This window comes from Exiguobacterium sp. s122, from assembly GCF_018618475.1.
Lineage (GTDB): Bacteria > Bacillota > Bacilli > Exiguobacteriales > Exiguobacteriaceae > Exiguobacterium > Exiguobacterium himgiriensis.
The window spans coordinates 199,532-221,564 of sequence record NZ_JACSMD010000002.1 but is presented as its reverse complement, the minus strand read 5'-3'; the positions used below and the strand labels follow the sequence as shown (position 1 = coordinate 221,564).

The window sequence follows — 22,033 nt, the reverse complement described above, 5'->3', positions numbered from 1 at the left end:
CTGGAGAGTGTTTTTTAGGAGGGATTCGATGCATCACTTTGAAATTGGCAATGAGATTGAGACGCACGCCTTTACCATCGTAGAGGCGAACCGGGAGATGTTGACGATCGCGTTGTTCGGTCATAAGGAGCGGGTAAACGTCAGCGATTATGTTTCGTTCGTACGCACACTCACGAACGTCTATCATCGCTTGGACGGGACAGCCGAGCTCGTCAGTAGAGAAGGGGTCGCCCTGTTGACGCTCACGTTCAGGCGCGGACGGGTCGAGGTACGGCTCATCCGGGACACAGCTGTTCGGACATTCCAGACCGATCAAAGCTATGTAACGGCAGCGCTGGCACAAGTCGGGATTGTCGAATAGGTTGTGACAAAAGCGGGAAAAGAGCATATGATAGAGGTTGACTATACGGAAAGGGGTGTCGGGTATGGATGGCACGAAACGCGCGGACATTCGCCCAGGGCTCCACGTCCAGATTGTCCTTAAACAAGATCAGCGGAGTGGGAAGTTGACGAAAGGCGTCGTCAAAGACATTTTGACGAACTCGCCACGTCACCCGCACGGCATTAAAGTACGCTTAAGCGATGGACAGGTCGGTCGGGTGAAAGTGATCGAAGCTGGAGGTGAATGACATGAGTGAAAAGAAAATGAGTTTTCAAGAGGCGATGAAACAAAAGCTCGCCGAGAAGAAACAAAGTCAGACGAAAGTGCCAACAGGCCTTCATGGGACGAAGCAGAAGCCGTTGACGAACCAGTTGACGAAGAAGCCGAACAACCAGAAGAAACGGACAGGCATCTAAAAGGCAGCCGCTCATTCGAGCGACTGCCTTTTTCCTTCGTTCACACGTGTTCAGTCATGCGACGTCCCAACGAAAAGCCCGTTGTTGAAGTCATCGAGCAGTTTTTGGTAGTACTTCATTTGGTCGATGTTTTTACTTGCAAGTGCTGCGTCCGCGCCAGCAATCAATTGACCGACAGTCAAGCCGACCTCGACCCCACTGTCTTTATAGACAAGGTTTAGGTCTTTGAAATCCGCGTCGTTCAAGAGAACGTTGATTTTAGCTGCCGTCAATTGCATAATCAACCGCTTCTCTTCTGTCATCGATTTCGAAGACGGATTCAAAAGAATGGAGAGTGCTTGACGGTCTGACAGTTTCGACACATCGTATGAGACGCCATTGATTTTCAAAACGGTGCCGTAAGAGAATGTCACTTTTTCGAAGTTGAAGATGTTTTTCCAGCAACCGAGTGTATACACGTCATAGTCGTCCATTGGTGGTGGCGGTGTACACTCTTTGACCGTCAACGTGACGTAGCGCACCCAAGGGTCAAGTCCTGGATCGTCCCCGGCATACGCAGTCTCGTTTTTCTCATTCACAATTGTATCCAAGTGAACAAAAACATTGAATTGGAAACCGTCAGACAAGAGTGTCGATACAGGGACTCCGAGGTAGGAGGCGAGATCTGCGTATGGGATGAGCAGATGCGTCGGGTCGCTGTTCGAATACGTTTTAAAGTCGTATTGTCCAGGTTGCAAGCGTTCAAGCGACCCTGTAACTAAACGAAAATCAATTTTAATGTTCTCAGGATCATCTTTTAGCTGTATGCCCTCATTTAAATCAATGACGATTTTAAGCCCGCCAGAGACAAACTCGAAATCGACCGTACCAATTGGGGTATTTTGTCCCGCGAAAATCGTTTTACTCGACGTCGTCGACACACACCACTGCTTGCTACTCTCTTCCGCGACTACTCCTTTCATTGGCAACAGCGACAGCACGAACATGAGCACGAACAAGAGTGACCACCATTTTCGATGTTTCTTCATCTCATTCCCTTCTTTCTTCGTGATGACTGAACGTGATGTGGGAGAAGGTGTGCACCTATAACTATTTATTACCTGGTAGGTCGGAATTCATTCGTGAATCGGGAAATATTGATAGAATAGCAATCATATTCACAAACCAATCTATTTATAAAACGAATAATATGAAAGAAGTTGAATGAAAACATCATAAATAAATTAGGAAATATAGATTTAATGATTCATTTAAAATGTTATGAAAGCGCTTTAAGTGTCGTTTTTTCAGGATTTATGTCGAAACTTGTGTGAATTTTATGTGAACCGACCTGTAAAAAAATTATTGCTAATTGTCAGAATCTTTGTATAATTCAAAACAAGACATTATAAAAATCTTAACAACTTCAGATTTACACAACAGGGAGGAACTTATTCATGGAAGCCGTACAAAACTTATTGCAAGGAAGCGTCGACTTTTTAAACAACATCTTGTGGACGTACGTGTTGATCGTCGCGCTTGTCGGAGCCGGGATTTACTTCACGGTCAAAACACGATTTATGCAGTTCCGTTACTTAAAAGAAATGTTCCGTGTCGTCAATGACAAGTCGGACGTCACACTCACAAAAGACGGAAAAGGAATTAGTTCAGCGAAATCGTTCTTCATCGGAGCAGCGACACGAATCGGTACAGGGAACTTGGCCGGTGTCACAGTCGCCATCACTCTCGGTGGACCAGGTGCCGTCTTCTGGATGTGGATCGTGGCCCTCCTCGGTGGCGCGACAGCGATGATTGAGAGCACGCTCGCGCAAGTATATAAAGTAAAAGATGACGTCGCTTACCGCGGCGGTCCAGCCTACTACATCGAAAAAGGCTTGAACAACCGTGTTCTCGGTATCGTCTTCGCGGTCTTGATCGCGTTCACGTTCGGTCTCATCTTCAACTCGGTACAATCGAACACGATCGCAGCGGCGTTTGACAACGCGTTCGGTCTTGAAGCTGCAATCGGCGGTGTCATCCTCGTCGTCTTGACAGGACTCGTCATCTTCGGTGGTGTACAACGTGTCGCTAACTTCTCGGCGATCGTCGTCCCAATCATGGCTGTTCTCTACTTGGCAATCGCACTTTACGTCGTTGTCGTGAACATCGCACAAATGCCAGCGGTCATCGGCATGATCTTCCAAAGCGCGTTCGGCCTCGAGCAAGCGTTCGGTGGCTCGGTAGGTGCGGCGATCATGATGGGTGTACGTCGTGGTCTCTTCTCGAACGAAGCAGGTATGGGTTCTGCTCCAAACGCCGCAGCGACTGCGGAAGTTTCGCACCCTGCGAAACAAGGTTTCATGCAAACACTCGGTGTCTTCTTGGATACGTTGATCGTTTGTACAGCCACTGCTGCCATCGTCCTTCTCTCAGACAGCTATGCTGCAGGGAATGGGGAAGGTATCGCACTTCTCCAAAACGCGTTAGCTGAGCAAATCGGATCATGGGCACCAGCCTTCATCGCCGTCAGCGTTCTCCTGTTCGCTTTCAGCTCGATTGTCGGTAGCTACTACTACGGTGAAACGAACATCGAGTTCATCAAGAAGAGCAAAGCGGCAGTGTTCGGTTTCCGCCTTCTCACTATGGGCTTCGTCTTCATCGGATCGGTCGCAAGTCTTGGATTCGTCTGGAGCCTCGCTGACTTGTTCATGGCGGGGATGACACTCATCAACTTGGCAGCCATCATCCTTCTTGGTGGTGTTGCCTTCAAAGTACTTCGCGACTACGAAGAGCAGCGTGCACAAGGACTCAACCCACGCTTCTCAGCCCGTAAACTCGGAATCGAGAACACGGAATGCTGGGACGTCGAAGAGGAAGAAGTCGCACAAGGTGCCGTTCAAGCGGCAGCTGCCGATTCTTCAAAATCATAAACCATGCAACAACAGGGGCCCTGCGCATCGGGGCCCCTGTCTTTATGCGTTCTGCCGAATCGATTCGACGTTCGTCGAGGTTTGTGCGTTCAAATGGAGATACGTTGCCGCGACGAACAAGGCACCGCCGACGATGTTACCGAGTGTGGCGAACAACAAGTTGTTGAGGGCAAACCCGAGGTTAATCGTCTCAGAGGGCGCGTAATGCAAGGCGAGTGCGAAAATGCCCATGTTGGCGATCGAGTGCTCGAACCCGGCTGCGAAAAAGGCGACGACCGGTAACATCGTCAACATGATTTTGGCGACGTCATTTTTTGTTTTCAACGGCATGAAGATGGCGATGCAGACGAGCACGTTGCAAAGGATTCCTTTTAAGAAGATGGCGAATGCATCGGTTCCCATCTTTTTTGCGGCGACAACGGCCAAAAGGTGGTCGCTTCCGACCTCGCCCATGCTGTGGGCACCGACGACGAGACTGACGAGAAGGAGTGCACCGACCAAATTGCCGACCCAACTGACTCCCCAGACGGCGAATAGCTCACGCCATGAGATGCGGTGTCGTTTCGCCCCGGTATATGCGTACATCGTATTGCTCGTGAACAGTTCGCCACCCATCCAAACGATAAAGACGAGCGCGACCGAGAAACTCATCCCGGCAAACAGCATCGTGCCCGGCACCTCGATGAACATGTTGCCGACCGAGAACGCGAAGACGACCCCAACTCCAATTAAAAATCCGGCGATGATGGAGCGTAACACATACTGTCCGAACGCGTGACGCAACAGTGTCGCTTTTTTATGCGCGGCTTCCTCCATATAATCGACGACTTGTTTTTCCATTTGAAACGACCTCCTTAGACACTTCAAGTCTAGGAGGTCTTCTTAAAGTTTGCAATTGTTTTCACAAACTTTTATGAGGATGACATGAACTGTTCACATCGTCGCCACGAGTTCGACTTTCATCCGGTCTGGATCTTCGAAATAAAGCGCGATGTAATTCGGTCCGCCGGCGTAGGGAAAACGGTCGGCGTATAGTTCCATAAATCCATGCTGAGCCAGTTGTGAGCGCAGTCGCTCGAGCTGTTCCAATGAATCGGCATGAAAAGCAAGGTGGTTCAAGCCAGTCTTTTTCCGATGGTACGGTGGTTCAAGGTGCGCGGTCTCCGTCTGGACAAAGACGAGATACGTTTCTCCAAACCGATAGCTTTGTCCTTGGTCCCACTGTTGATACAGCGTGTAACCGAGTTCGGTGAGGAGCCAGTCCCAAGCGGTCAGACTCTTTTTCAAATCAGAGACGTACAATTCGACATGATGCAACATCGGGCTCATCCTTCCGTCGGACGTTTCGAAACCGTCCATTTAGTATAATGGTTATTATACGACGAATGCAGGGGGAACCATATGGACAATTCGGGGCTTGTCTCGAACATTTTGATAGCCGGCAAGACCGGCGTCGGGAAGAGTGCTTTTTTGAACTATATTTACGGCCGGGACATCGCGGCGTCGCGAGCAGGCAGCCCGGTGACGGCCGAAGGATTGCACGAATATGAATATTATGACCTTGAACGTGGCATCCTGTTTCGCTTCTTTGATACGTGGGGGCTCGAGGCCGATCGCTCGGACGAGTGGCACGACGCGGTGCTCGCTGTCGTCAACGAGCGGGAAGGGGCGCTTGATATCGCCGATTGGTTCCACACGATTTATTATTTACTGTCGATTAACTCGGGCCGTGTCGAGGCGTACGAGATTGACTCCATCTTAAGACCGCTCTACGAGAAAGAGAGCAACGTGACGATTATCTTGACGAACTATAACCCGGACAGCGCCATGAACGTCGAGAAGGCGGAAGCGATGGAGGCTGTCCTCATGCGTGAGCTCAATATTCCACGCGAGGCGATGATACGGGTCAATAGCGTCGAGAAGAAGCTACTGAGCGGTCAACTCGTCCCGCGACTCGGTTACGATGCCGTCTGGATGAGAAATCGAGTGAACTTATGGCAGGACGTCGAGCGGAAACTCCCGCTCAATTTGACGAATCATCTACTCGGTGAACTCGAGGCATGGCGGGACCGTAGCCATCGCGTCGCCGAATCAATCCGCATCTTCACCCCGCAGGCGATGATTAGCTGGAAGGCACGTCAAATCGAAAAAGATTTGGAAGCCACGCTCGAAGCGGCCGCGGAGACGACGGAAGAGGCGATGGCAGAAGGTATTCGTCACTACATCCAACTGATGGAACGGTATCCGCTCGTCGGCGCCCCATCCGACCTCGTCTTCAAGACGCGCCGGGTCGAGCTCGGCTTCGACTATTCGTTCAAGCGGACGATTCGAAAGATGGTGCTTGGCATGATTCCGGGCGTACACTTCATCTATTGGGCGTTTAAACGGCGGACGGCCGAGCGCGGCATCAAAAAAGCCGTCAATCAACAGTACGAGGTCGTCAGACAGACGATTGAATTCGACGTGCGCCGTGGATTCGAAGAAGAGATGCGTCGGCTCGGCCGAACGCTCAGTCAATGAGGAGGAAGCGAGATGGAGAAAAAAGCACCGTTTAACTTGGATACGTACGACTTGAAAGAAGAACTTGACCGTTTACGGGGCAAAGTGAAAAAACCGAACATTTTAATCGCCGGGGCAACCGGCTCGGGGAAGAGCTCGGTCGTCAATCACGTCTTCGGTCGTGATTTGACGAAAGTGGCCGCGGGTGAACCGGTCACGCGAGGCATCCATGAATTTAAAAGCGAAGACGTTGCCATTGTCCTATACGATAGTGAGGGCTATGAGATTGGCAGTGCGCGTCAAGAAGCGTATGCGGATGAAGTCATCGGGTTCGTCGAACGGGCCGGCGCAAAAGGGGCAGCCGAACAGATGCACCTCGTCTGGTACGCGATCAACGCTTCGATGAAGCGGGTCACTCCGCTCGACAAGGCGCTCATCCGACGCTTGAACGACGTGACGTCGGTCGCGGTCGTCTTCACACAAATTGACCAAGTCGACTTTGATGAGTTGGCAGCGCTACGTGAGGAAGTGAAGGATGTCGTAGCGAACGATGCGGTGTTCCAAGTGAGCGTCGCTTCAGAGTTGTTGAATGATTCCGAGTTGCGCGCCCATTTGGACTGGGAGCGGCTCGTAACCTGGTCGGTCGAACAGCTCGACCAGTCGCTTCAGGAAGGGCTACTCATGGAAGTCCATGCCGAGAGCGAGGAGATGCTCAAACTGAAGCGGAAGAAAGCGAATCGCATCATCTCGGGCTACGTGGCAAGCGCGGGGACAGCGGCTGCGGTGCCGCTTCCGTTCGCTGACGCCATCGCCTTGACGCCGATTCAAGTGACGATGAGCGTCCATCTCTTCCGTTATTGGGGTGTCAAGACGAACGATGACATGCTCCGGGCGTTGATTGGCAGCACCGTCATCCCTCAGATTGGGCGGGCGCTCTCGAAGACGATTTTATTAAACGTCATGAAATTTTTCCCGGGAGCGAACGCGGCGGCGAGCGTCATCAATGCGACGGTCGCATCGGGCATCACGTGGGCGATCGGTCTCGCCATCAACGAAGTCGCGTATCGGAACGCGATGGATTCGTCGAAGACGATCGAGCAGCTATTGAACAGTGATTTTGGTTCCTTGTTCGAACAGTTCATGGCCCAAAACCCGGTGACGAAAAAGAAAGACTGAATCAAATAGAACAGAGGAGCGATTAGATGAAGAAACGAATCTACATTACGAGACGACTGCCCGAAGAGGCTGTGGCACCGCTACGCGAAACGTATGAGGTCCGCATGTGGGACGAAGAGGCGAGCAGTGTGCCGCGAGACGTTTTGCTTGAGGAAGCGAGCACGGCGCATGCGTTGTGGACGATGTTGAGCGACTCGATTGACCGTGAGTTGATTGAGCAGTCGCCGAACCTCGAGGTCATTTCGAACTTGGCGGTCGGTTATAACAACATCGACATCGAAGCGGCGAAAGCGAACGGGATCATCGTGACGAACACACCGGACGTGTTGACGGAGACGACGGCCGATTTAGCGTTTGGCCTTATGATGATGACAGCCCGTCGACTCGGTGAGGCCGAGCGCGATCTTCGCGCCGGCGAGTGGAAGTCATGGACGCCGATGGGCTATGTCGGCATGGACTTGTATCAGGCGAAGCTCGGGATTATTGGGATGGGGCGTATCGGTGAAGCGGTGGCGCGCCGTGCACGTGGCTTTAATATGGATGTGCTGTACCATAATCGGACAAGACGGCATGAATCCGAATCGATGTACGGGTTTGTTTACGCGGAACTCGATGATTTGCTCGCTGAATCCGATTTCGTCGTCGTGTTGGCCCCGCTCACGGAAGAGACGCGCGGTCTCATCGATGCGAAAGCGTTGGCGAAAATGAAATCGACGGCCGTGTTCATCAACGTCGCCCGAGGCGAGATCGTCGACGAAGATGCGCTCTATGACGCGTTGTACGAGAAGCGGATTTGGGCGGCCGGACTTGATGTGTTCGCCAAAGAACCGATTGACATGAATCATCCGCTCTTGACGCTCCCGAACGTGACAACGTTGCCGCATATCGGTAGCGCCTCCATCAAGACCCGTCTCGCGATGATGGAGCTCAACCGTCAAGCAATTGTGAACGTACTTGAAGGACAAGAACCGAAAAACCGATTGACATGAAAAAGGAGTCTGACGCGTAGTCAGACTCCTTTACCTTTAAAAGCGGCGGACGTTGTCAGGGTCTTCGAAATCGTTACGAAGCGCCCGATCATCAAGACCGCGCAGTTTTGCCTCTTTGTCATTCAATTTATCTTTCTCATCCAGTCTGTCTTGCTCTGGGTCGACAGCTCGATTTGGATTGTCACCGGTCGTTTCATTAAATCGGGTCGAGTCGATTTCAAGTCCGTCGGCCGTATGGTGGCCTTGATGGCTTGTCCCATGCGTCGATTCGTTGAAACGTGTGGAGTCGATCGTTAACCCATCGTTGTGGCGACGTTCGAAGTCTTCGTCGACATAGATGAGAATTTTCCCGTCTTCGACGTCACGGTAGTGGCGATTTACTTCTTCTTCGCTTAGTCCCATGTTGCGAAGCCCGCTATGCACATCTTCTTTTCCACTTAAGAACGCACGGACTTTGTCGAACCAGCCGGTCTCATGAGACGCCTCGGTATGGACGTCCGTTTGACGACGTAAAATCGAGACGTTGTCTTCATGTTTCGCGACGACATAAATGTCCGAGTCTTTGTAGCCTTTTGCGCGCAACTCTTCGATTTTACCAAGTGCTGACTGCTGGGTGTCGTACATGCTGACGAATTGTTTCTCACTCATGTCTGTTTCCTCCTTATTTTATAATCGACGATGGTCTTCTAAACCGGAGTGTCCGCGAACGATCGGGTCGTCTTTCGTGCCACGTGGTTCTTCATCGTGGTCATTGAACGGTTTGGCATCAAAGGCGATGCCGTCCGCCTCTTCCCCTTTTTCATGATCGAGTTCGCTGTCTTTTTTATACATGTTTGGATAGCGCTCATAGGAATGCTTGTCGACATAAAGTAATAGTTTGCCATTGTCGATTGCCGTGTAATACTCTTCTGCTTCTGCATCGCTCAAGCCCATATTACGCAACTCGTCACGAATCCGGTCACTTCCGTGTAAGAACGATTTAACGCGGTCGAGCCAGTTGACGTCTCGAATGCCCGCTTCTGCATTCACATCGGTGTGATAGCGCAGGGCAGAGATTTCCCCATCTCGTTTGGCAACGACGTGCATGTTCTTCTCAGCTTCCCCGGCTGTTCGAAGCTCATCCACCTTATCCATCACTTCTTGTTCACTTGAAAAGAGCCCAATAATTTTACGGTCCGACATAGTGTGCCTCCTTCAATCTATGATTTGCTTTATAAATTGGCGTCACGCTATTAATAATTTCCGTTCTGGCCAAACTTCAAACAAAAAACGCCTTTTCCAGTAGAAGAGGCGTCCGTTAATCAATAGTAGAGGATGACGTCATCGTTGCCGAGTCGGCATCGCGTGTTCCGCCAGACGAACTCAATCAGTGTCCAAAGTGCCATGAAACCGCTGAGGCCAAGTAGGACGAGCGCGTAAAGCGGAGTCAATTGGATTAAAAATGACCATTCGAGTGCCATGAGGACGGGTTGGGTCAAAATGACAAACCCGACGTAGACGAGCACGATGAAGATGGCGAACAGGACGCGTCGACCGAGCGTCTGGAAATGATGACGGAAGCGCGTCAACAAGCCGAAGACGGCGCCAGTCAAGAGGACCGGTAAGATGAACCCGAAATAGTCGATGGCGTACATCCCGGTTGGGGCCGTAAAGAGGCGTAAGCTGAACACATCGTCCATGACGAGGAGCAGATTGGCGTAGGCGAAGGCGAGAATCATGCCGAGTAGCCAGCCGAACTGATTCCAAGCTCGACGTGACGATTTCATCGCCTCGATTTTCGTATAGGCGAGAAACGAGACGTCGCGCATCTCGATGTCTTGCAGCTTCAATTTCATGTCATTCAATCGATCGACGGCCCAATCGAACTCGCGATTGACTTGCGTCTTTTCGTGAGGTTTCAATTCCTCCGATTGGTCGATGAGCGTGTGGTAGCGTCGGCGGAACTCTTCATTCGTCACGGGCTTTTCAATTAAGAACGTGGCATATTCTTCCGGTGACTGACTGAGCAGGCCGTCGAGTGATTGCCCGTTCTTCTCGGCCTGATTCATATAGCCGGCGAGACTGTCGAGTAGCCGTTCCGCTTCCGCTTCATCGTCAACTAAGTCCAGCAAGTGGATGCGGACTTGGTCATAAAACGCTTGGAGGGCGGGGTCGTTAAAGGTAGGCTGTTTCAGATGAATTCCTCTCTTCTATAGTTTATTTCGATTCAAGCAGGGGGCTCGTCGTTATGGTCGAGCGTTCGGGCTTCAAAATCGCCTTGCGCGATGCTACGCACCAAAATCTCACTGCCGCCCATGTTTGTCGCAAGTGGAATGGAGTACACGTCACATAAGCGCATCAACGCACTGACGTCAGGCTCATGTGGCTGGGCCGTCAACGGATCACGGAAGAAAAGAATCATATCCATTTCCCCACGTGCGACAGCAGCACCGATTTCTTGGTCTCCACCGAGCGGGCCAGACTTGTAACAGTGAACCGGTAGCCCGGTCGCTTCGGCTACACGCTTGCCGGTCGTACCGGTGGCGAATAGTTGATGGTGCTTTAAAATGTGCGCATAAGCGCGGACTAAGCGAATCAAATCATCTTTCTTTTTATCGTGGGCAATCAACGCGATGTTCATCGAGACTCCTCCTAAAAAAAGATTTCCAACTCATTCGTACCATACTTGGTTAAGAAAGACACGTCTTCTTTCTATAGATATAAAAATCATAAGCGAACAACTGTTTTAGTGCGATATGAAACGGGCAAGGTTTACCGGTATGAAAATGTTGGTATTAATACAGAGAGTCAATCTTAACTAAAAATTCAAAAAGAGATAGGAGGAAGATGTTGAATGAACAATACGACGTACAATTTTAACTCCGTCATGTCGTGGCTACCGGACCTTTTGCTAGTCATCCTTGTTCTTGTAATCGGTTATATTTTAGCAAAAGTGTTGGAAGGTGTGACGCGCAAAGCGCTTCGCAAAGCACGACTTGACGAACGTGTCGGGGTAACAAAAGAAGGGGATCCGGCTAAGCCGGGCCGTGACGAAAGAAAGTGGACGCCAGAGCGCATTATTGCGAAGGTCGTCTTCTTTGGGGTCTTGCTCCTCGCATTCTTGATTGTGTTTGAATACATGAACGTGCCGGGCGTTGCGCAGCCGTTCAACCAAATCTATGCAAGCTTCTCAGGATTGATTACCGGGGTCATTAAAGCCGGTCTCATCTTACTCGTCGCTTGGATTATCGCAACACTCTTGAAAAAAGCGATTCAAATGGCGGGTCATCGCCTCAACTTGAACAAGTTGATGGAGAAGACTGGTCAAGATTCGTCTAGTGTGAACCAGACGCAATGGGTGGATACGGTAGCAAACATCGTCTTCTACCTTGTCCTCTTGTTGGCTCTTCCGGCCGTACTTGATGCGCTCGGTCTCCAAGGAATTAGCGGACCGTTCGAAGACTTGCTCAACAGTTTCCTTGCCTTCATCCCAAGACTTGTCGCTGCGGCACTTATCTTCGCCATCGGTTACGTCGTGGCGAAAATTGTTCGCGATATCTTGACGAAATTCTTGGAAGCAGCCGGGTTAAACCGATTCGCTGAGAAGTTACATTTGGCGGATTACGTCAAAGGGTCAAGCCTTGCGAAGGCTGTCGGAACAATCGTTTTCATCTTGATCATGATTCCGGTCACGATTTCGGCGCTTGAAGCGTTGAACATCCGTGGAATCTCGGAACCAGCCATCTCGATGCTTAATAACATCCTAGCGATGATTCCAAACATCATCGTCGCTATCGTCTTGATTCTCGTCGGTGTGTTCGTTGCCAAATGGCTCAAAGGTGTCGTTGTGTCACTCCTTGAGAATTTAGGTGTGAACTCACTCGCTGAGAAGATGGGCTTCGGTGGACGCTCGACATCATCGACGTCTGTCGCACAAGTCATCGGAACAATCGTGCAAATCATCGTCATCTTGTTGTTCGTCTCAGAAGCACTTCAAGTAGCGAACCTTGAATTCATGGCATCGCTCGCGACAGCTATCTTTGCTTACTTGCCAATGGTCATCGCAGCCATCGTCATCTTGGCGGTCGGTTTCTGGCTCGCGAACATGGCAGAGCGACTCGTCGGAAGCGTGCTCGTCGATGGAGCCGGTCAACCGAGCGCTCTCCGTCACATTGCGAAGTACGCGATTCTTGGACTTGCCTTCTTCATGGCGATTAGCCAACTCGGTATCGCACCGATGATCGTCAACACGGCGTTCTTGCTTATCCTCGGTGCCGTCGCCCTTGCTTTCGGTCTTGCCTTCGGTCTTGGCGGACGTGAAACAGCGGCGCGTTACTTGAAGAAAGCAGAAAAGAACATCGATGAGACAGAAGTCTCAAAAGAAGGACTCGAACAAGAAAAAGCACAAATGAATGCTGAAGCCGAAGCTGCGAAGCGTGAGGCGAAACAAGGGTTGGATCAATCGAAACGTGAAGCGAATCAAACGAAACAAGATTTGAAGCGTGAAGCGGATCGGACGAATATGCCGAACCAAACGAACGTAGACGGTCCTGAACCGAATCCGTTCCACGACAACATCACGCCGGATGAAAACAACCGGTCGTTAGACGATAATGATGGACCACTCCGTCCGTAATCAATCGTTGAACAGGTCTCTCACTGAGAGGCCTGTTTTTTTGTATCAACAGAGAAGGAAAACTGGTCGATATATAAGTAATTAGTCGACAAAGGCAGGAGTGGATTACGTGTTTAAAACGTTTCAGCAGACATTGTTACGGAACTATGTGTTAGGATCGGGCATCGCTGTCTTCGGGGTCGGTGGTTTATTCATCTTCCAGACGCTCGAGCTATCGCCATTGGAAATGATGCTCTTATTTTTCATCATGGTCGTATCCGGGACAGTCATGGCGGGATTGGAGTTATTGATGTATCGTCGGCACGTGGCACCGATACGTCTGGCTTGTTTGACGGACGTTCCGAGTCAGGCCGTGCTTCAACAGGCGTTTGATCAGACGAGCCGCTTTCCTGTGCTCACTATCAAGCGGATCATGGGACCGCATTTGTTCGGGCTGTCGCTTCCAGCGATGCTTTTATCCGCCACCGCGATTCACCTAGGTTGGATCGATTTGCCGTACCGGATGATTGGGCTTGCTGCACTTGGGGCGGTTTTGATTGCACTATTGCATGCATTAATTGAATTCTTTTTAACGTACCGCTCGGTCGAACCGATGCTTCTTTACTTGCAAGGAACAAATGAATCATTACATCAACAACCGCTTCAGACGACACAGCGTTCACTCAGTGTCCGGACGAAATTGTTAGTGAGCATGCTCGTTATCGGGATGTTACCGGTCATGTTGTTCATGCTCGCTTCGGGCGTCCAATTGTCTACGGTCGAACAGGTCGATGCGTATTGGGGATGGGCTGCCCTCATCTTAGTCGTTATCGTTGGTGTGGCAACGTTTAGTAGCATCCTACTCTATGACAGCATTAAACGTCCGCTCGGTGCATTGACAGAAGGGGTCTCCGTCATCGACTCAGGGACGCTTCAACCGATTTCAAATCCGTATTCTGACGAGTTCGGTCAACTCGTGACCGGTTTCAATCATATGGTCGAGAACGTAACGCGCCGAGAGACCGAGAACGAGCAGTTGTTGAATAGTTTATTCGTCTTATTCGCAGCAACTCTGGATGCTCGTGATTCCTATACGGCCGGCCACTCAGAACGGGTTGCCGCTTACTCGGTCGAGCTGGCGGAAGCGCTCCGAATGCCTGCATACGAAGTTGAACTTCTTCGTAAGTCGGCACTTCTTCATGACATCGGAAAGATTGGGGTTCGAGATGACGTCTTGTTGAAAGAAGGTCGATTGACGGATGACGAGTTCGCCCAGATTCAAGAACACCCGACCATTGGCATTCATATCTTGAATCAAATCACGTTACCAGATTCGTTGCAGCCTATTTTAGCAGGCGTCCGTTCCCACCATGAACGGATTGATGGCAATGGATACCCAGACCGGTTAGCGGGAGAGGCGATTCCGTTGTTCGGTCGCATCATGGCCATCGCCGATGCGTACGACGCCATGACCTCGGACCGTCCTTACAGACAAGGCATGCCGATTGAAAAGGCACTCGCCATCTTAGAAAGTGGCCGGGGAACGCAATGGGACGCAAACTTCGTTGATGTCTTCGTCGCATTGCGACGCCAAGCGATTCCGGCTTAAAAAGAACTGTCCCGCAAAAGGGGACAGTTCTTTTCGTTTATCACAAAACCTCTAGTATATACACGCCGGCGATTCCGCCGAGTACGACGAAAACGAGATTCACACGGAGTAACGCTAAGCAGACCGCCACTGCACCCCCAATCAGTGCAGACGAGACGGTATTCGTCGCCGTCAAGAGACCAGGAAAGATGAGGCTCGCGAGCACCGCGTAGGGCGTAAACAATAGAAATCGTTTCAAAAGCGGAGTTAACGCTACGTTTTTTAACCAAAGCAGCGGGAAGAGCCGAGGAATATACGTCACAAGCGCCATCACCACGACGAGTAGCAATAAACTGATCATGGCGTGTCCTCCTCACGATAAAGAAGTGCGCCTGTCCCGGCCGCGATAAATGTCGAAAGGATGATGCTGAGTCCGGACGATAGTGGAACGAAAGGCGAGACCCCCCAATGGAGAACACTCTGCGCGGCTACCGCTATGCCGACCACGACGAGGACCGGCTTACGCGTCAAGCTCGGGACGAGCAATCCGATGAACATGGCGTATAAAGCGATGCCCATACTCGCCTGGAGTTCCATAGGCAAGCCGAACGCGAGAAATACGCCAATCCATGTGCCAACGTTCCAGGCCAAAAAGGCGATGCTGTTTAGACCTAGAATGAAATGGCCCCGTGTCGCCTCGTCGCGAACCGAAGCGACACTGAACGTCTCGTCGGTCACTCCGAACGCGACGGCTGCGAGGAAGCGATTCGATGTTGTCTCGAGTCGTTGTGATAAAGAAGCAGACATGAGAAAGTGACGCAAGTTCAAAATGAACGTCGTCAGCACGATTTCCCAATACATCGCCCCGGCCATAATCAATTGAATGCCGATAAATTGACTCGCTCCGGCGAAAATCAAAAGGGACATCGCCAATGTGATCACGTTTGGCATGTCAAACGATTTCGCAAGCAGACCGAACGCGATGGCAATCGGAATATAACCGACCGCGACGGGGATCCCGGCACGTATGCCGGAGCGGAACGCCATTTTGTTCGAAAGACGTTCTGCGTGTTGAAGTGGAGTCGCCATCGACGCCCCTCCTTTCGGTAGATTGGATGTTTTCTCATTCGGGATAGGGCGCACTTTTCCTGCTCGAATGGATGAATTAAGGGTATAGATAGGCGATAAGGTGGTGACATGTATGAGTAGAGCAGAAGAATTTATCGCATCCTATCACCGGATTGAAGACTATTTAAGCCGGGAGATGGGGGACGGCAAACATTTTAGTTTCAGCAACATGGTCAATCGTCTCGCAAAACAAAATCCAATCATCGAACGCTATAAAGAAGACTTACACCAGATGAGCCAGTTGCGCAACGCCATCGTCCATGAGCGGCGAGAACCCGACTTCATTATTGCAGAGCCACATGATTCATTAGTCGACTTGATTCTTGAAGTGGAGCGGGAGCTGCTGCATCCGAAGCTCGTCATCCCGTTGTTTCAAAAGCAGGTGACGACATTTCGGGCGGACGCGCCACTCCAAGATGTGTTGCGGGCGATTCGGAATGAGAACTACTCCCAGTTCCCGATTTACAACGTCGATGGCTCGTGGCTCGGCTTGTTGACGAAAAAAGGCGTGACGAGTTGGCTCGCCGAATCAGCGCATGACGCACACATCGCTTTGGACGGGGTGCTCGTGAGCCACGTGCTCCATCATGACCCCCACATTCATCGGTACCGTTTCATCGCTGCAGCCACATCCGTGATCGAAGCACATCATCATTTTGTGAACATGAAAGAAGGAGCACGTCTCGACGCGCTCCTCGTCACGGCGACCGGCGAAACGGATGAGCCGCTCCTCGGCATCATTCGTCCGCAAGACATTTTATATGTGATCGGCTGAGGCACCGTGTTCGATGGCGACCTCATATTGACTGACGGTGTTCCCAAGGACGACCGGCTTCACTTCTGACGTGCCGTCGTCCCGTTTTTTGTGGGCATGTTTATAAGCCCCGCTCTCAAGCCAGTTCTCAAAGCTCGCCGCATCACGCCAAGTCGTCATGATGACGACTTGGTCTTTTGTCTCATCCGATGTGTCGGTCAACACTTGCATACGAATGAACCCATCCATCGATTCGATTCCTTTCGTCGTCTCGAAACGGGCTTTCACCGCCTCGACCTTCCCTTTTTCCACGTCCAACTTGTTCATCACAATCCACATCTTCAATTCCCCCTTCACAAGTGTCGTACATCTTTTAGTATAGCGTGAAGTCGGCTCTGATTTATCGCTTCCTGCTCGACGTCAACGCTTCGCCCACCACTCTTCAAACGTCCAATTCTGTTGTCTCATCGTCGTCGCCTCGTTGACACCAACATAGCGCAGATGCCAGGGCTCATAGTTATAGCCGGTTATTGCTTCTTTTCCTTTCGGATAACGAACGATGAATCCGTACTGATGGGCGTTGGCCAACATCCATTTTCCTTCTGGTGTCTGGTCAAACGAGGCAGCGAGTCCCATCTGCATGCGTTGGCTCGTCATATCGACGGCGAGGCCGGTCTGATGCTCGCTATGACCAGGTCGGGCGACATAAAGCGAGGCGTATGTCGTCCCGCGCGTGTTGACCCAGTACGTGTAAATCGACTGTTGTGTGCTGTACGAACGATAGGCGCTCAGAGCATAAAGTGTATGGCCTTGCTTCCGACCATCGTAATAGAGCCGAGCGAGCGCGTGAGCGGCCTCGGCAGCCATGAGCGTCCGTTCGCTCCCTTTTTGATAAACAGTCGGGATTGTAAGCGGTACGAGTTGAGACGAGCGGTATGTTTTGGACAGGCCATACTGTTTGTTGACGAGACGAAGCCGTTCGGTGGAGGAAAGTTTCGGGATGCCAGCTTTCAGGTTCGTGGACGGAGTGAAGTAGCGGGTACTGCCGATATAGACGTTCGACCAACTTCGGTTATACACGGCGTACTGCACCGGCGTGTTCGTCGGAAGTGTTTTCAGAACCGGTGACGTTTGGAGCGCACGTCCATACAGTTTCGTAGATTGTACCGTATAGCCGGCAGTCGTCGTAGTTGTGGCGGCTGTGACAGAGAGGTTAACCATGAAGCAGACGATGAGGAGCGCGACGATGCGTTTCATGACGGTCATCCTCCTTCTTGATTGATAATTCTGTTTTCCCTTTATTTCAAATGTTGAAAAGAGAAGTATTTAGGGAATAGAGTACAAGCGTATCCGCCTCATGACCACACCTGCATACGGCCGCAGCCCGATGCGCCGTATGCATGAGCGCGTTACACTTGAACTATCGAGAACGGTCGGGACAAGAAAGGAGTGATCGTATGGAACTCATCTTCGGCTTACCGCTTTTACTGCTCATCTTGTTCTTTGCCTTTTTGTATTTCAACATCAAAGGGCTATCGGACATGTGGAAAGATTACAATCGCACGAAATCGATGATTCCCCTTGGATTCTTCATTGTCGGGATTCTTGGGATTTTCACCGGAATCTGGACGTGGCTCGTCATCCTGATTTATTACGCGATTCGTCCGAAGTCGTGATGGAACACCGTGTGCCGAGGCATACGGTGTTTTGTTATACTGGGGGCGAGGTGAAGTCATGGAAAAGTTAATCAAAGCGTGGTTTATCATCACGCTGATCACATTCATTCTATTCAAACTCGGTGAGACAATGACGGCATCGTATACGGAACCGGCTGGGGAAGGAAATCCGTACGTGCTCGTCCTCCTTATCGGCTGGCCGTTCGCACTGTTGTTCGTCTGGATCACAATCCGACTCGCACGTCGAACAGTGCAAGCGGTCCATCCGCTCGGTCGGGTTGGACTCATGATTGGTGGCATCGCCATGGCGGTGTTCGCGCTGATAGTCAATGCGAATCAAGCGAACGCGCTCCGTGACGGGATTCAGGAATCGATGAATGCAGCCTATGCGACGGGATGGAATCAATTCACGAATATCATCTATGCGAATCAACTGACCTTCTTTGTCCTTACCGTTAGTTGTATGGTCATCGGCATCGCCTTGACGTTCATCATCTCCCCGAAACAAAAAAACGAGGATTAGCCTGGGCGCTGATCCTCGTTTTCGTTAGCGGAGCTTCGCTTGATACAAACGGGCGTACCGGTCGGCCGCGATAATGGCGTCCGCGACGTCATCGGGTGTGACATCAAAGCCGCTATGAATCGTTTCGCCTTCTGCGGTGGCCGCTTGTCCGACTTTCAGGATGTCTTCTCGGGAGGCGTCTTTCAATTTCACGTCTTCGAGCGTGACCGGTAAATCAAGCGCCATATAGAGCGCGACGTACCGCTCAAATTCTTCTTGTGTCCGTCCTTCGAGTGCGAGCTGTACGAGCGTGCCGAAGGCGACCTTTTCCCCGTGAGTCAAATGGTGGATGTCCCCATCGAGCGCTGTGAATCCGTTATGGATGGCGTGGGCCGCGGCCAATCCGCCGCTTTCGAAGCCGAGTCCGCTCAAGAGCGTGTTCGCTTCGACGACCGCCTCGAGCGCTGGTGTGACGACCTTCGCCTGCACCGATTCGTACGCCAGGATTCCATAGTCAAATAGTACTTCCTCGCAGCGTTTCGCAATCGCTTCCGCCGCAATCGTCGGCACACCGCCTGCCATCGTCTTCCCACCGAACGCGAGGACGCTACGCACCTCGACCCATGTCGCGAGGGCGTCCGCGATGCCTGAGGCGAGGAAACGGGCTGGCGCTTCGGCAATCAATTTCGTATCAACGAGCACGAGGTCTGGATTTTTCTTATAGAAACGATACGTCTCGAAGTTCCCTTCATCCGTATAGATGACGGAGAGGGCGCTCGTTGGGGCGTCCGTCGAGGCGATCGTCGGAACGATGACGATGCGAGCGTCGAGTTCGTCCGCGACGGCTTTTGCTGTATCGAGCGTTTTACCACCGCCCATACCAATGACAAACGACACGTGATTCTCTTTCGCGGAAGCGGCGATGCGTTCAATCTCGTGACGAGACGCCTCTCCGACAAAGTCTGCTTTCTCCGTCTCGACATCGCTTGCGGAAAGTGCGGCGCTCACGCGATCCCCGATAATCCGCCAGACGATATCGTCGGCAATTAACAAGGCTTTCGAGCCGAAGTGACCTACATGTTTCCCGATCTGGTCAATCGTGTTCTTCCCTTGCACATACTTGGCTGGACTGATGAAAACGCGTTCTGACATAATCAACATCCTTTCGAAGTGAAATGGCAATCGACAACAGTAAAGATGTTCCCGATTTCGGGCTTGTAGTAAACAGGTATTCGCGTGACAGCTCCGTGAACGAAACGGTCACCGTAGGCATCCTAAACTTCCGATGACGACGAGTAACACAATCAAAGCGGCAACGGCAAGAAACCCCCAATCGAGTATCGTTTTTGTCATGACGACTCCTCCTATGAGCTGATGGGTTCAGTATAGCCGCTCGTTTAAAGGTTCCCGTTCCTAAAAAAGTACCTGGTCTAAAAAAAGGCACGTTCTCATTTAACGCGTGATTGATGGTTTGAAGGAGAAGAGACGGGGAACAACTATTTCGTATGTTACTTTCTGAAGGAGGAATGAACGATGTCTAAACATGTATTGATCATCGCGACGTCTGCCAATAAACTACAGAACGGTCATGATACGGGACTGTGGCTTGAAGAGTTCGCCGCACCCTATCTCCAATTTGAAAAACAAGGATATAAAGTGACGGTCGCGAGTATCGAGGGCGGCGACGTGCCAATCGATGCGAACAGCCTAGAGGACGGCTTGTCACAAGATGTTTTAAATACACAAACGTTATTGAAAAACACGGTCCGACTCGACCAAGTCGCAGACGATTCGTATGATGCCGTATTCTTGCCAGGCGGGCATGGCACGGTCGTCGATTTCCCGAACAATGAGACGCTTCAACGCGTCGTGCGGAACGTCTATGAGAGTGGAAACGTGGTCGCGGCCGTCTGTCACGGACCGATCGGACTCGTCAACGTCAACTTGAGCAATGGGGAGCCGCTCGTGAAAGACAAACGCGTGACCGGCTTCACCGATGCAGAAGAGCGGGAGATGCAACTCGAATCCGCCGTGCCGTTCTTACTTGAATCGGCACTTCGCGAGAAAGGCGGCAAGTTCGATGGGGCCGATAACTGGACGGTCAACGTCGCGGTCGATGACCGTCTCGTCACAGGGCAAAACCCGCAATCATCCGAACGGGTCGCAGAAGAAGTCGTCAATTTGCTCGACTAACAGGATAGACAATCTAGGCAGTCGCCTAGATTGTCTTTTTTTTTCGGACATATGTCCTTTTCAAACGTTCCATTCTCCCGTACAGTCAGACGAAGAGACAGGAGGAGTAGGAATGGGAATCATCTTTGCGGTGCTCTCGGGCACGTTCATCGCGTTACAGGGCATCTTCAACGCTAAACTCGGCTATGCAGTCGGCGCCTGGCTATCGGTCACGATCGTCCATTTGATCGGCCTGATGTTGGCGTTACTCATCTACGCCTTCAAGCGTGATGGGGACATGACCGCATTCCGACGGGTGCCTTGGTACTACAGTCTAGGCGGACTCTTTGGCGTCTTTGTCGTCTTTGGCGAATTGACCGCCATTCAACAGCTCGGTGTGACGTGGGCGATTTGTGTCCTCCTCGTTGCCCAATTGATTGGGGCGTTTTTGATTGATTCGAACGGATGGTTCGGTGTGACCAAAAAACCAGTCACCGGCGGGCAGGTCATCGGACTCAGCCTGATGGTCATCGGCATCGGCGTCTATACATTCACATGAGGAGGAGATGAAAATGAAAGTAGAGGCGGCGTTACAACGGCTCGGGTGGCAACATTTGTTTTCAAAGCAGACACTCGCTGCTTCCTCAATCGTCACGTTCTCCTCGGGAACGATGCTTTGCGCGAATGATCACGTGATTGATTCGTTGTTCGTTGTCTTAGAAGGGCGTGTCAAAATCTATACGCTCAGTGAAGAAGGCAAGTTGCGTTTACTTCGCTTGAAGGCGGCCCCGACACTAATTGGCGATATCGAATATGCGAGCGGACGCCACGTGCTCCATACCGTCGAGGCGGTCGGAACGGTCGTATGCCTACGTATCCCGTTTGAGGTGTTGAAAACACACAACCGAACGATTGCCTTCACCGAACATTTGCTTCGTGGCGTGTCAGAAAAGCTCTTCATTGAAGCGAATGCCTCGTCGAACCACTTGATGTCGACGCTCGAGGAACGACTCGCCGGCTATCTCGTCTCGCTCAGTGAAGCCGGAAACGATTTGTTCCAATCTGAGATGAGTCAGTTGAAGCGAAAAGAAGTCGCTGAATGGCTCGGGACGAGCTATCGGCATTTGAACCGGACGTTACAGGCGTTCGCAGATGAAGGTCTCGTCGAACGGACGCGCAAGCAAGTCAAAATTTTGGATATGGAACGATTAAAGCAGCGTGCGAATGGCATGCTCTATGAGTAAGGAG

At 51.3% G+C, this 22,033-nt stretch carries 27 protein-coding genes; 15 read left to right on the top strand and 12 right to left on the bottom strand.

Going from position 1 to position 22,033, the window contains the following annotated elements; genetic code table 11:
• Positions 1-28: 28 nt before the first annotated feature.
• The 3 genes from KNP92_RS11880 to KNP92_RS11870 all read left to right on the top strand — a co-directional run bounded on the left by KNP92_RS11880 (position 29) and on the right by KNP92_RS11870 (position 798).
• Positions 29-361 carry a hypothetical protein gene (locus tag KNP92_RS11880; RefSeq protein ID WP_214840786.1) on the top strand — a complete coding sequence of 111 codons (333 nt, stop codon included), beginning with the start codon at positions 29-31 and terminating at the stop codon, positions 359-361.
• Positions 362-425: 64 nt separating this feature from the next.
• Positions 426-629, top strand: a complete 204-nt coding sequence (locus tag KNP92_RS11875) for a YwbE family protein (RefSeq protein WP_024370994.1) — start codon at positions 426-428, stop codon at positions 627-629.
• 1 nt (position 630) lies between these two features.
• A complete protein-coding gene (locus KNP92_RS11870) occupies positions 631-798 on the top strand; it encodes a hypothetical protein (RefSeq protein ID WP_167331255.1) in 168 nt (55 codons plus the stop codon).
• A gap of 50 nt (positions 799-848) precedes the next feature.
• Here KNP92_RS11870 and KNP92_RS11865 read toward each other — a convergent pair whose 3' ends face one another.
• Positions 849-1,826, bottom strand: coding sequence for a hypothetical protein (locus KNP92_RS11865; protein WP_214840784.1), 978 nt, complete (start codon positions 1,824-1,826; stop codon positions 849-851).
• A 408-nt stretch (positions 1,827-2,234) separates the two neighbouring features.
• On the opposite strand from KNP92_RS11865, the gene KNP92_RS11860 reads away from it, so the two are divergent.
• Positions 2,235-3,707, top strand: a complete 1,473-nt coding sequence (locus KNP92_RS11860) for an alanine/glycine:cation symporter family protein (RefSeq protein ID WP_214840782.1) — start codon at positions 2,235-2,237, stop codon at positions 3,705-3,707.
• A gap of 42 nt (positions 3,708-3,749) precedes the next feature.
• Here the strand turns inward: KNP92_RS11860 and KNP92_RS11855 are convergent, their stop codons facing one another.
• Together KNP92_RS11855 and KNP92_RS11850 are read right to left on the bottom strand one after the other, a co-directional pair.
• A complete protein-coding gene (locus KNP92_RS11855; RefSeq protein WP_214840780.1) occupies positions 3,750-4,547 on the bottom strand; it encodes a formate/nitrite transporter family protein in 798 nt (265 codons plus the stop codon).
• 93 nt (positions 4,548-4,640) lie between these two features.
• Entirely contained in the window at positions 4,641-5,027 is a 387-nt protein-coding gene (locus KNP92_RS11850; RefSeq protein ID WP_214840778.1) for a VOC family protein, read from the bottom strand.
• Between the two features lie 81 nt (positions 5,028-5,108).
• Between KNP92_RS11850 and KNP92_RS11845 the strand changes: the two genes are divergently transcribed.
• The 3 genes from KNP92_RS11845 to KNP92_RS11835 are packed head-to-tail and all read left to right on the top strand — an operon-like array spanning position 5,109 to position 8,371.
• Entirely contained in the window at positions 5,109-6,227 is a 1,119-nt protein-coding gene (locus KNP92_RS11845; protein WP_214840775.1) for a GTPase, read from the top strand.
• A gap of 12 nt (positions 6,228-6,239) precedes the next feature.
• Positions 6,240-7,382, top strand: coding sequence for a YcjF family protein (locus tag KNP92_RS11840; protein WP_214840773.1), 1,143 nt, complete (start codon positions 6,240-6,242; stop codon positions 7,380-7,382).
• Positions 7,383-7,408: 26 nt separating this feature from the next.
• Positions 7,409-8,371 carry a 2-hydroxyacid dehydrogenase gene (locus tag KNP92_RS11835; protein ID WP_214840770.1) on the top strand — a complete coding sequence of 321 codons (963 nt, stop codon included), beginning with the start codon at positions 7,409-7,411 and terminating at the stop codon, positions 8,369-8,371.
• 36 nt (positions 8,372-8,407) lie between these two features.
• Here KNP92_RS11835 and KNP92_RS11830 read toward each other — a convergent pair whose 3' ends face one another.
• The 4 genes from KNP92_RS11830 to KNP92_RS11815 all read right to left on the bottom strand — a co-directional run bounded on the left by KNP92_RS11830 (position 8,408) and on the right by KNP92_RS11815 (position 10,991).
• Positions 8,408-9,019: a YflT domain-containing protein gene (locus KNP92_RS11830; protein ID WP_034807989.1), complete on the bottom strand. Its 612-nt coding sequence runs from the start codon at positions 9,017-9,019 to the stop codon at positions 8,408-8,410.
• An 18-nt stretch (positions 9,020-9,037) separates the two neighbouring features.
• Positions 9,038-9,553: a YflT domain-containing protein gene (locus KNP92_RS11825; protein ID WP_034807990.1), complete on the bottom strand. Its 516-nt coding sequence runs from the start codon at positions 9,551-9,553 to the stop codon at positions 9,038-9,040.
• 119 nt (positions 9,554-9,672) lie between these two features.
• Positions 9,673-10,482, bottom strand: coding sequence for a hypothetical protein (locus KNP92_RS11820; protein ID WP_235193439.1), 810 nt, complete (start codon positions 10,480-10,482; stop codon positions 9,673-9,675).
• A 95-nt stretch (positions 10,483-10,577) separates the two neighbouring features.
• Positions 10,578-10,991: a methylglyoxal synthase gene (locus KNP92_RS11815; protein ID WP_034807992.1), complete on the bottom strand. Its 414-nt coding sequence runs from the start codon at positions 10,989-10,991 to the stop codon at positions 10,578-10,580.
• 213 nt (positions 10,992-11,204) lie between these two features.
• On the opposite strand from KNP92_RS11815, the gene KNP92_RS11810 reads away from it, so the two are divergent.
• On the top strand, positions 11,205-12,986 hold the full coding sequence (locus KNP92_RS11810) for a mechanosensitive ion channel (RefSeq protein WP_214840768.1): 1,782 nt from the start codon (positions 11,205-11,207) through the stop codon (positions 12,984-12,986).
• A gap of 109 nt (positions 12,987-13,095) precedes the next feature.
• Positions 13,096-14,574 carry an HD-GYP domain-containing protein gene (locus KNP92_RS11805; protein WP_214840766.1) on the top strand — a complete coding sequence of 493 codons (1,479 nt, stop codon included), beginning with the start codon at positions 13,096-13,098 and terminating at the stop codon, positions 14,572-14,574.
• Positions 14,575-14,614: 40 nt separating this feature from the next.
• On the opposite strand, the gene KNP92_RS11800 is transcribed toward KNP92_RS11805, so the two are convergent.
• Positions 14,615-14,914 carry an AzlD domain-containing protein gene (locus tag KNP92_RS11800; RefSeq protein ID WP_214840764.1) on the bottom strand — a complete coding sequence of 100 codons (300 nt, stop codon included), beginning with the start codon at positions 14,912-14,914 and terminating at the stop codon, positions 14,615-14,617.
• The gene (locus KNP92_RS11795) at positions 14,911-15,642 is read right to left on the bottom strand and encodes an AzlC family ABC transporter permease (RefSeq protein WP_214840762.1); all 732 of its coding nucleotides are present in this window, start codon (positions 15,640-15,642) and stop codon (positions 14,911-14,913) included. The genes KNP92_RS11800 and KNP92_RS11795 overlap by 4 nt, the downstream gene beginning before the upstream one ends.
• A gap of 112 nt (positions 15,643-15,754) precedes the next feature.
• Between KNP92_RS11795 and KNP92_RS11790 the strand changes: the two genes are divergently transcribed.
• A complete protein-coding gene (locus KNP92_RS11790; RefSeq protein WP_214840760.1) occupies positions 15,755-16,456 on the top strand; it encodes a CBS domain-containing protein in 702 nt (233 codons plus the stop codon).
• On the opposite strand, the gene KNP92_RS11785 is transcribed toward KNP92_RS11790, so the two are convergent.
• Positions 16,439-16,774 carry an antibiotic biosynthesis monooxygenase gene (locus tag KNP92_RS11785; protein WP_214840753.1) on the bottom strand — a complete coding sequence of 112 codons (336 nt, stop codon included), beginning with the start codon at positions 16,772-16,774 and terminating at the stop codon, positions 16,439-16,441. The genes KNP92_RS11790 and KNP92_RS11785 overlap by 18 nt on opposite strands.
• Positions 16,775-16,855: 81 nt before the next feature.
• Complete coding sequence (locus tag KNP92_RS11780) at positions 16,856-17,692, bottom strand: M15 family metallopeptidase (RefSeq protein WP_214840751.1); 837 nt, start codon at positions 17,690-17,692, stop codon at positions 16,856-16,858.
• 200 nt (positions 17,693-17,892) lie between these two features.
• Between KNP92_RS11780 and KNP92_RS11775 the strand changes: the two genes are divergently transcribed.
• Both KNP92_RS11775 and KNP92_RS11770 read left to right on the top strand, forming a co-directional pair.
• On the top strand, positions 17,893-18,111 hold the full coding sequence (locus tag KNP92_RS11775) for a hypothetical protein (protein ID WP_214840749.1): 219 nt from the start codon (positions 17,893-17,895) through the stop codon (positions 18,109-18,111).
• 58 nt (positions 18,112-18,169) lie between these two features.
• Positions 18,170-18,634 (top strand): hypothetical protein, encoded by a 465-nt coding sequence (locus KNP92_RS11770; RefSeq protein WP_214840747.1) that lies wholly within the window; start codon positions 18,170-18,172, stop codon positions 18,632-18,634.
• Between the two features lie 24 nt (positions 18,635-18,658).
• On the opposite strand, the gene KNP92_RS11765 is transcribed toward KNP92_RS11770, so the two are convergent.
• Positions 18,659-19,765 carry a glycerol dehydrogenase gene (locus tag KNP92_RS11765; protein ID WP_214840745.1) on the bottom strand — a complete coding sequence of 369 codons (1,107 nt, stop codon included), beginning with the start codon at positions 19,763-19,765 and terminating at the stop codon, positions 18,659-18,661.
• A gap of 381 nt (positions 19,766-20,146) precedes the next feature.
• On the opposite strand from KNP92_RS11765, the gene KNP92_RS11760 reads away from it, so the two are divergent.
• The 3 genes from KNP92_RS11760 to KNP92_RS11750 all read left to right on the top strand — a co-directional run bounded on the left by KNP92_RS11760 (position 20,147) and on the right by KNP92_RS11750 (position 22,029).
• Complete coding sequence (locus KNP92_RS11760; RefSeq protein ID WP_214840743.1) at positions 20,147-20,806, top strand: type 1 glutamine amidotransferase domain-containing protein; 660 nt, start codon at positions 20,147-20,149, stop codon at positions 20,804-20,806.
• 112 nt (positions 20,807-20,918) lie between these two features.
• The gene (locus KNP92_RS11755; protein WP_214840741.1) at positions 20,919-21,344 is read left to right on the top strand and encodes a DMT family transporter; all 426 of its coding nucleotides are present in this window, start codon (positions 20,919-20,921) and stop codon (positions 21,342-21,344) included.
• A gap of 7 nt (positions 21,345-21,351) precedes the next feature.
• Complete coding sequence (locus tag KNP92_RS11750) at positions 21,352-22,029, top strand: Crp/Fnr family transcriptional regulator (protein ID WP_251136561.1); 678 nt, start codon at positions 21,352-21,354, stop codon at positions 22,027-22,029.
• Positions 22,030-22,033 lie beyond the last annotated feature (4 nt).

Coding starts and splice junctions, on each gene's coding strand:
- KNP92_RS11880 (WP_214840786.1), top strand. CDS start 29: ATGCATCACTTTGAAATTGGCAATGAGATTGAGACGCACGCCTTTACC.
- KNP92_RS11875 (WP_024370994.1), top strand. CDS start 426: ATGGATGGCACGAAACGCGCGGACATTCGCCCAGGGCTCCACGTCCAG.
- KNP92_RS11870 (WP_167331255.1), top strand. CDS start 631: ATGAGTGAAAAGAAAATGAGTTTTCAAGAGGCGATGAAACAAAAGCTC.
- KNP92_RS11865 (WP_214840784.1), bottom strand. CDS start 1,826: ATGAAGAAACATCGAAAATGGTGGTCACTCTTGTTCGTGCTCATGTTC.
- KNP92_RS11860 (WP_214840782.1), top strand. CDS start 2,235: ATGGAAGCCGTACAAAACTTATTGCAAGGAAGCGTCGACTTTTTAAAC.
- KNP92_RS11855 (WP_214840780.1), bottom strand. CDS start 4,547: ATGGAAAAACAAGTCGTCGATTATATGGAGGAAGCCGCGCATAAAAAA.
- KNP92_RS11850 (WP_214840778.1), bottom strand. CDS start 5,027: ATGTTGCATCATGTCGAATTGTACGTCTCTGATTTGAAAAAGAGTCTG.
- KNP92_RS11845 (WP_214840775.1), top strand. CDS start 5,109: ATGGACAATTCGGGGCTTGTCTCGAACATTTTGATAGCCGGCAAGACC.
- KNP92_RS11840 (WP_214840773.1), top strand. CDS start 6,240: ATGGAGAAAAAAGCACCGTTTAACTTGGATACGTACGACTTGAAAGAA.
- KNP92_RS11835 (WP_214840770.1), top strand. CDS start 7,409: ATGAAGAAACGAATCTACATTACGAGACGACTGCCCGAAGAGGCTGTG.
- KNP92_RS11830 (WP_034807989.1), bottom strand. CDS start 9,019: ATGAGTGAGAAACAATTCGTCAGCATGTACGACACCCAGCAGTCAGCA.
- KNP92_RS11825 (WP_034807990.1), bottom strand. CDS start 9,553: ATGTCGGACCGTAAAATTATTGGGCTCTTTTCAAGTGAACAAGAAGTG.
- KNP92_RS11815 (WP_034807992.1), bottom strand. CDS start 10,991: ATGAACATCGCGTTGATTGCCCACGATAAAAAGAAAGATGATTTGATT.
- KNP92_RS11810 (WP_214840768.1), top strand. CDS start 11,205: ATGAACAATACGACGTACAATTTTAACTCCGTCATGTCGTGGCTACCG.
- KNP92_RS11800 (WP_214840764.1), bottom strand. CDS start 14,914: ATGATCAGTTTATTGCTACTCGTCGTGGTGATGGCGCTTGTGACGTAT.
- KNP92_RS11795 (WP_214840762.1), bottom strand. CDS start 15,642: ATGGCGACTCCACTTCAACACGCAGAACGTCTTTCGAACAAAATGGCG.
- KNP92_RS11790 (WP_214840760.1), top strand. CDS start 15,755: ATGAGTAGAGCAGAAGAATTTATCGCATCCTATCACCGGATTGAAGAC.
- KNP92_RS11785 (WP_214840753.1), bottom strand. CDS start 16,774: ATGTGGATTGTGATGAACAAGTTGGACGTGGAAAAAGGGAAGGTCGAG.
- KNP92_RS11780 (WP_214840751.1), bottom strand. CDS start 17,692: ATGAAACGCATCGTCGCGCTCCTCATCGTCTGCTTCATGGTTAACCTC.
- KNP92_RS11775 (WP_214840749.1), top strand. CDS start 17,893: ATGGAACTCATCTTCGGCTTACCGCTTTTACTGCTCATCTTGTTCTTT.
- KNP92_RS11770 (WP_214840747.1), top strand. CDS start 18,170: ATGGAAAAGTTAATCAAAGCGTGGTTTATCATCACGCTGATCACATTC.
- KNP92_RS11765 (WP_214840745.1), bottom strand. CDS start 19,765: ATGTCAGAACGCGTTTTCATCAGTCCAGCCAAGTATGTGCAAGGGAAG.
- KNP92_RS11760 (WP_214840743.1), top strand. CDS start 20,147: ATGTCTAAACATGTATTGATCATCGCGACGTCTGCCAATAAACTACAG.
- KNP92_RS11755 (WP_214840741.1), top strand. CDS start 20,919: ATGGGAATCATCTTTGCGGTGCTCTCGGGCACGTTCATCGCGTTACAG.
- KNP92_RS11750 (WP_251136561.1), top strand. CDS start 21,352: ATGAAAATGAAAGTAGAGGCGGCGTTACAACGGCTCGGGTGGCAACAT.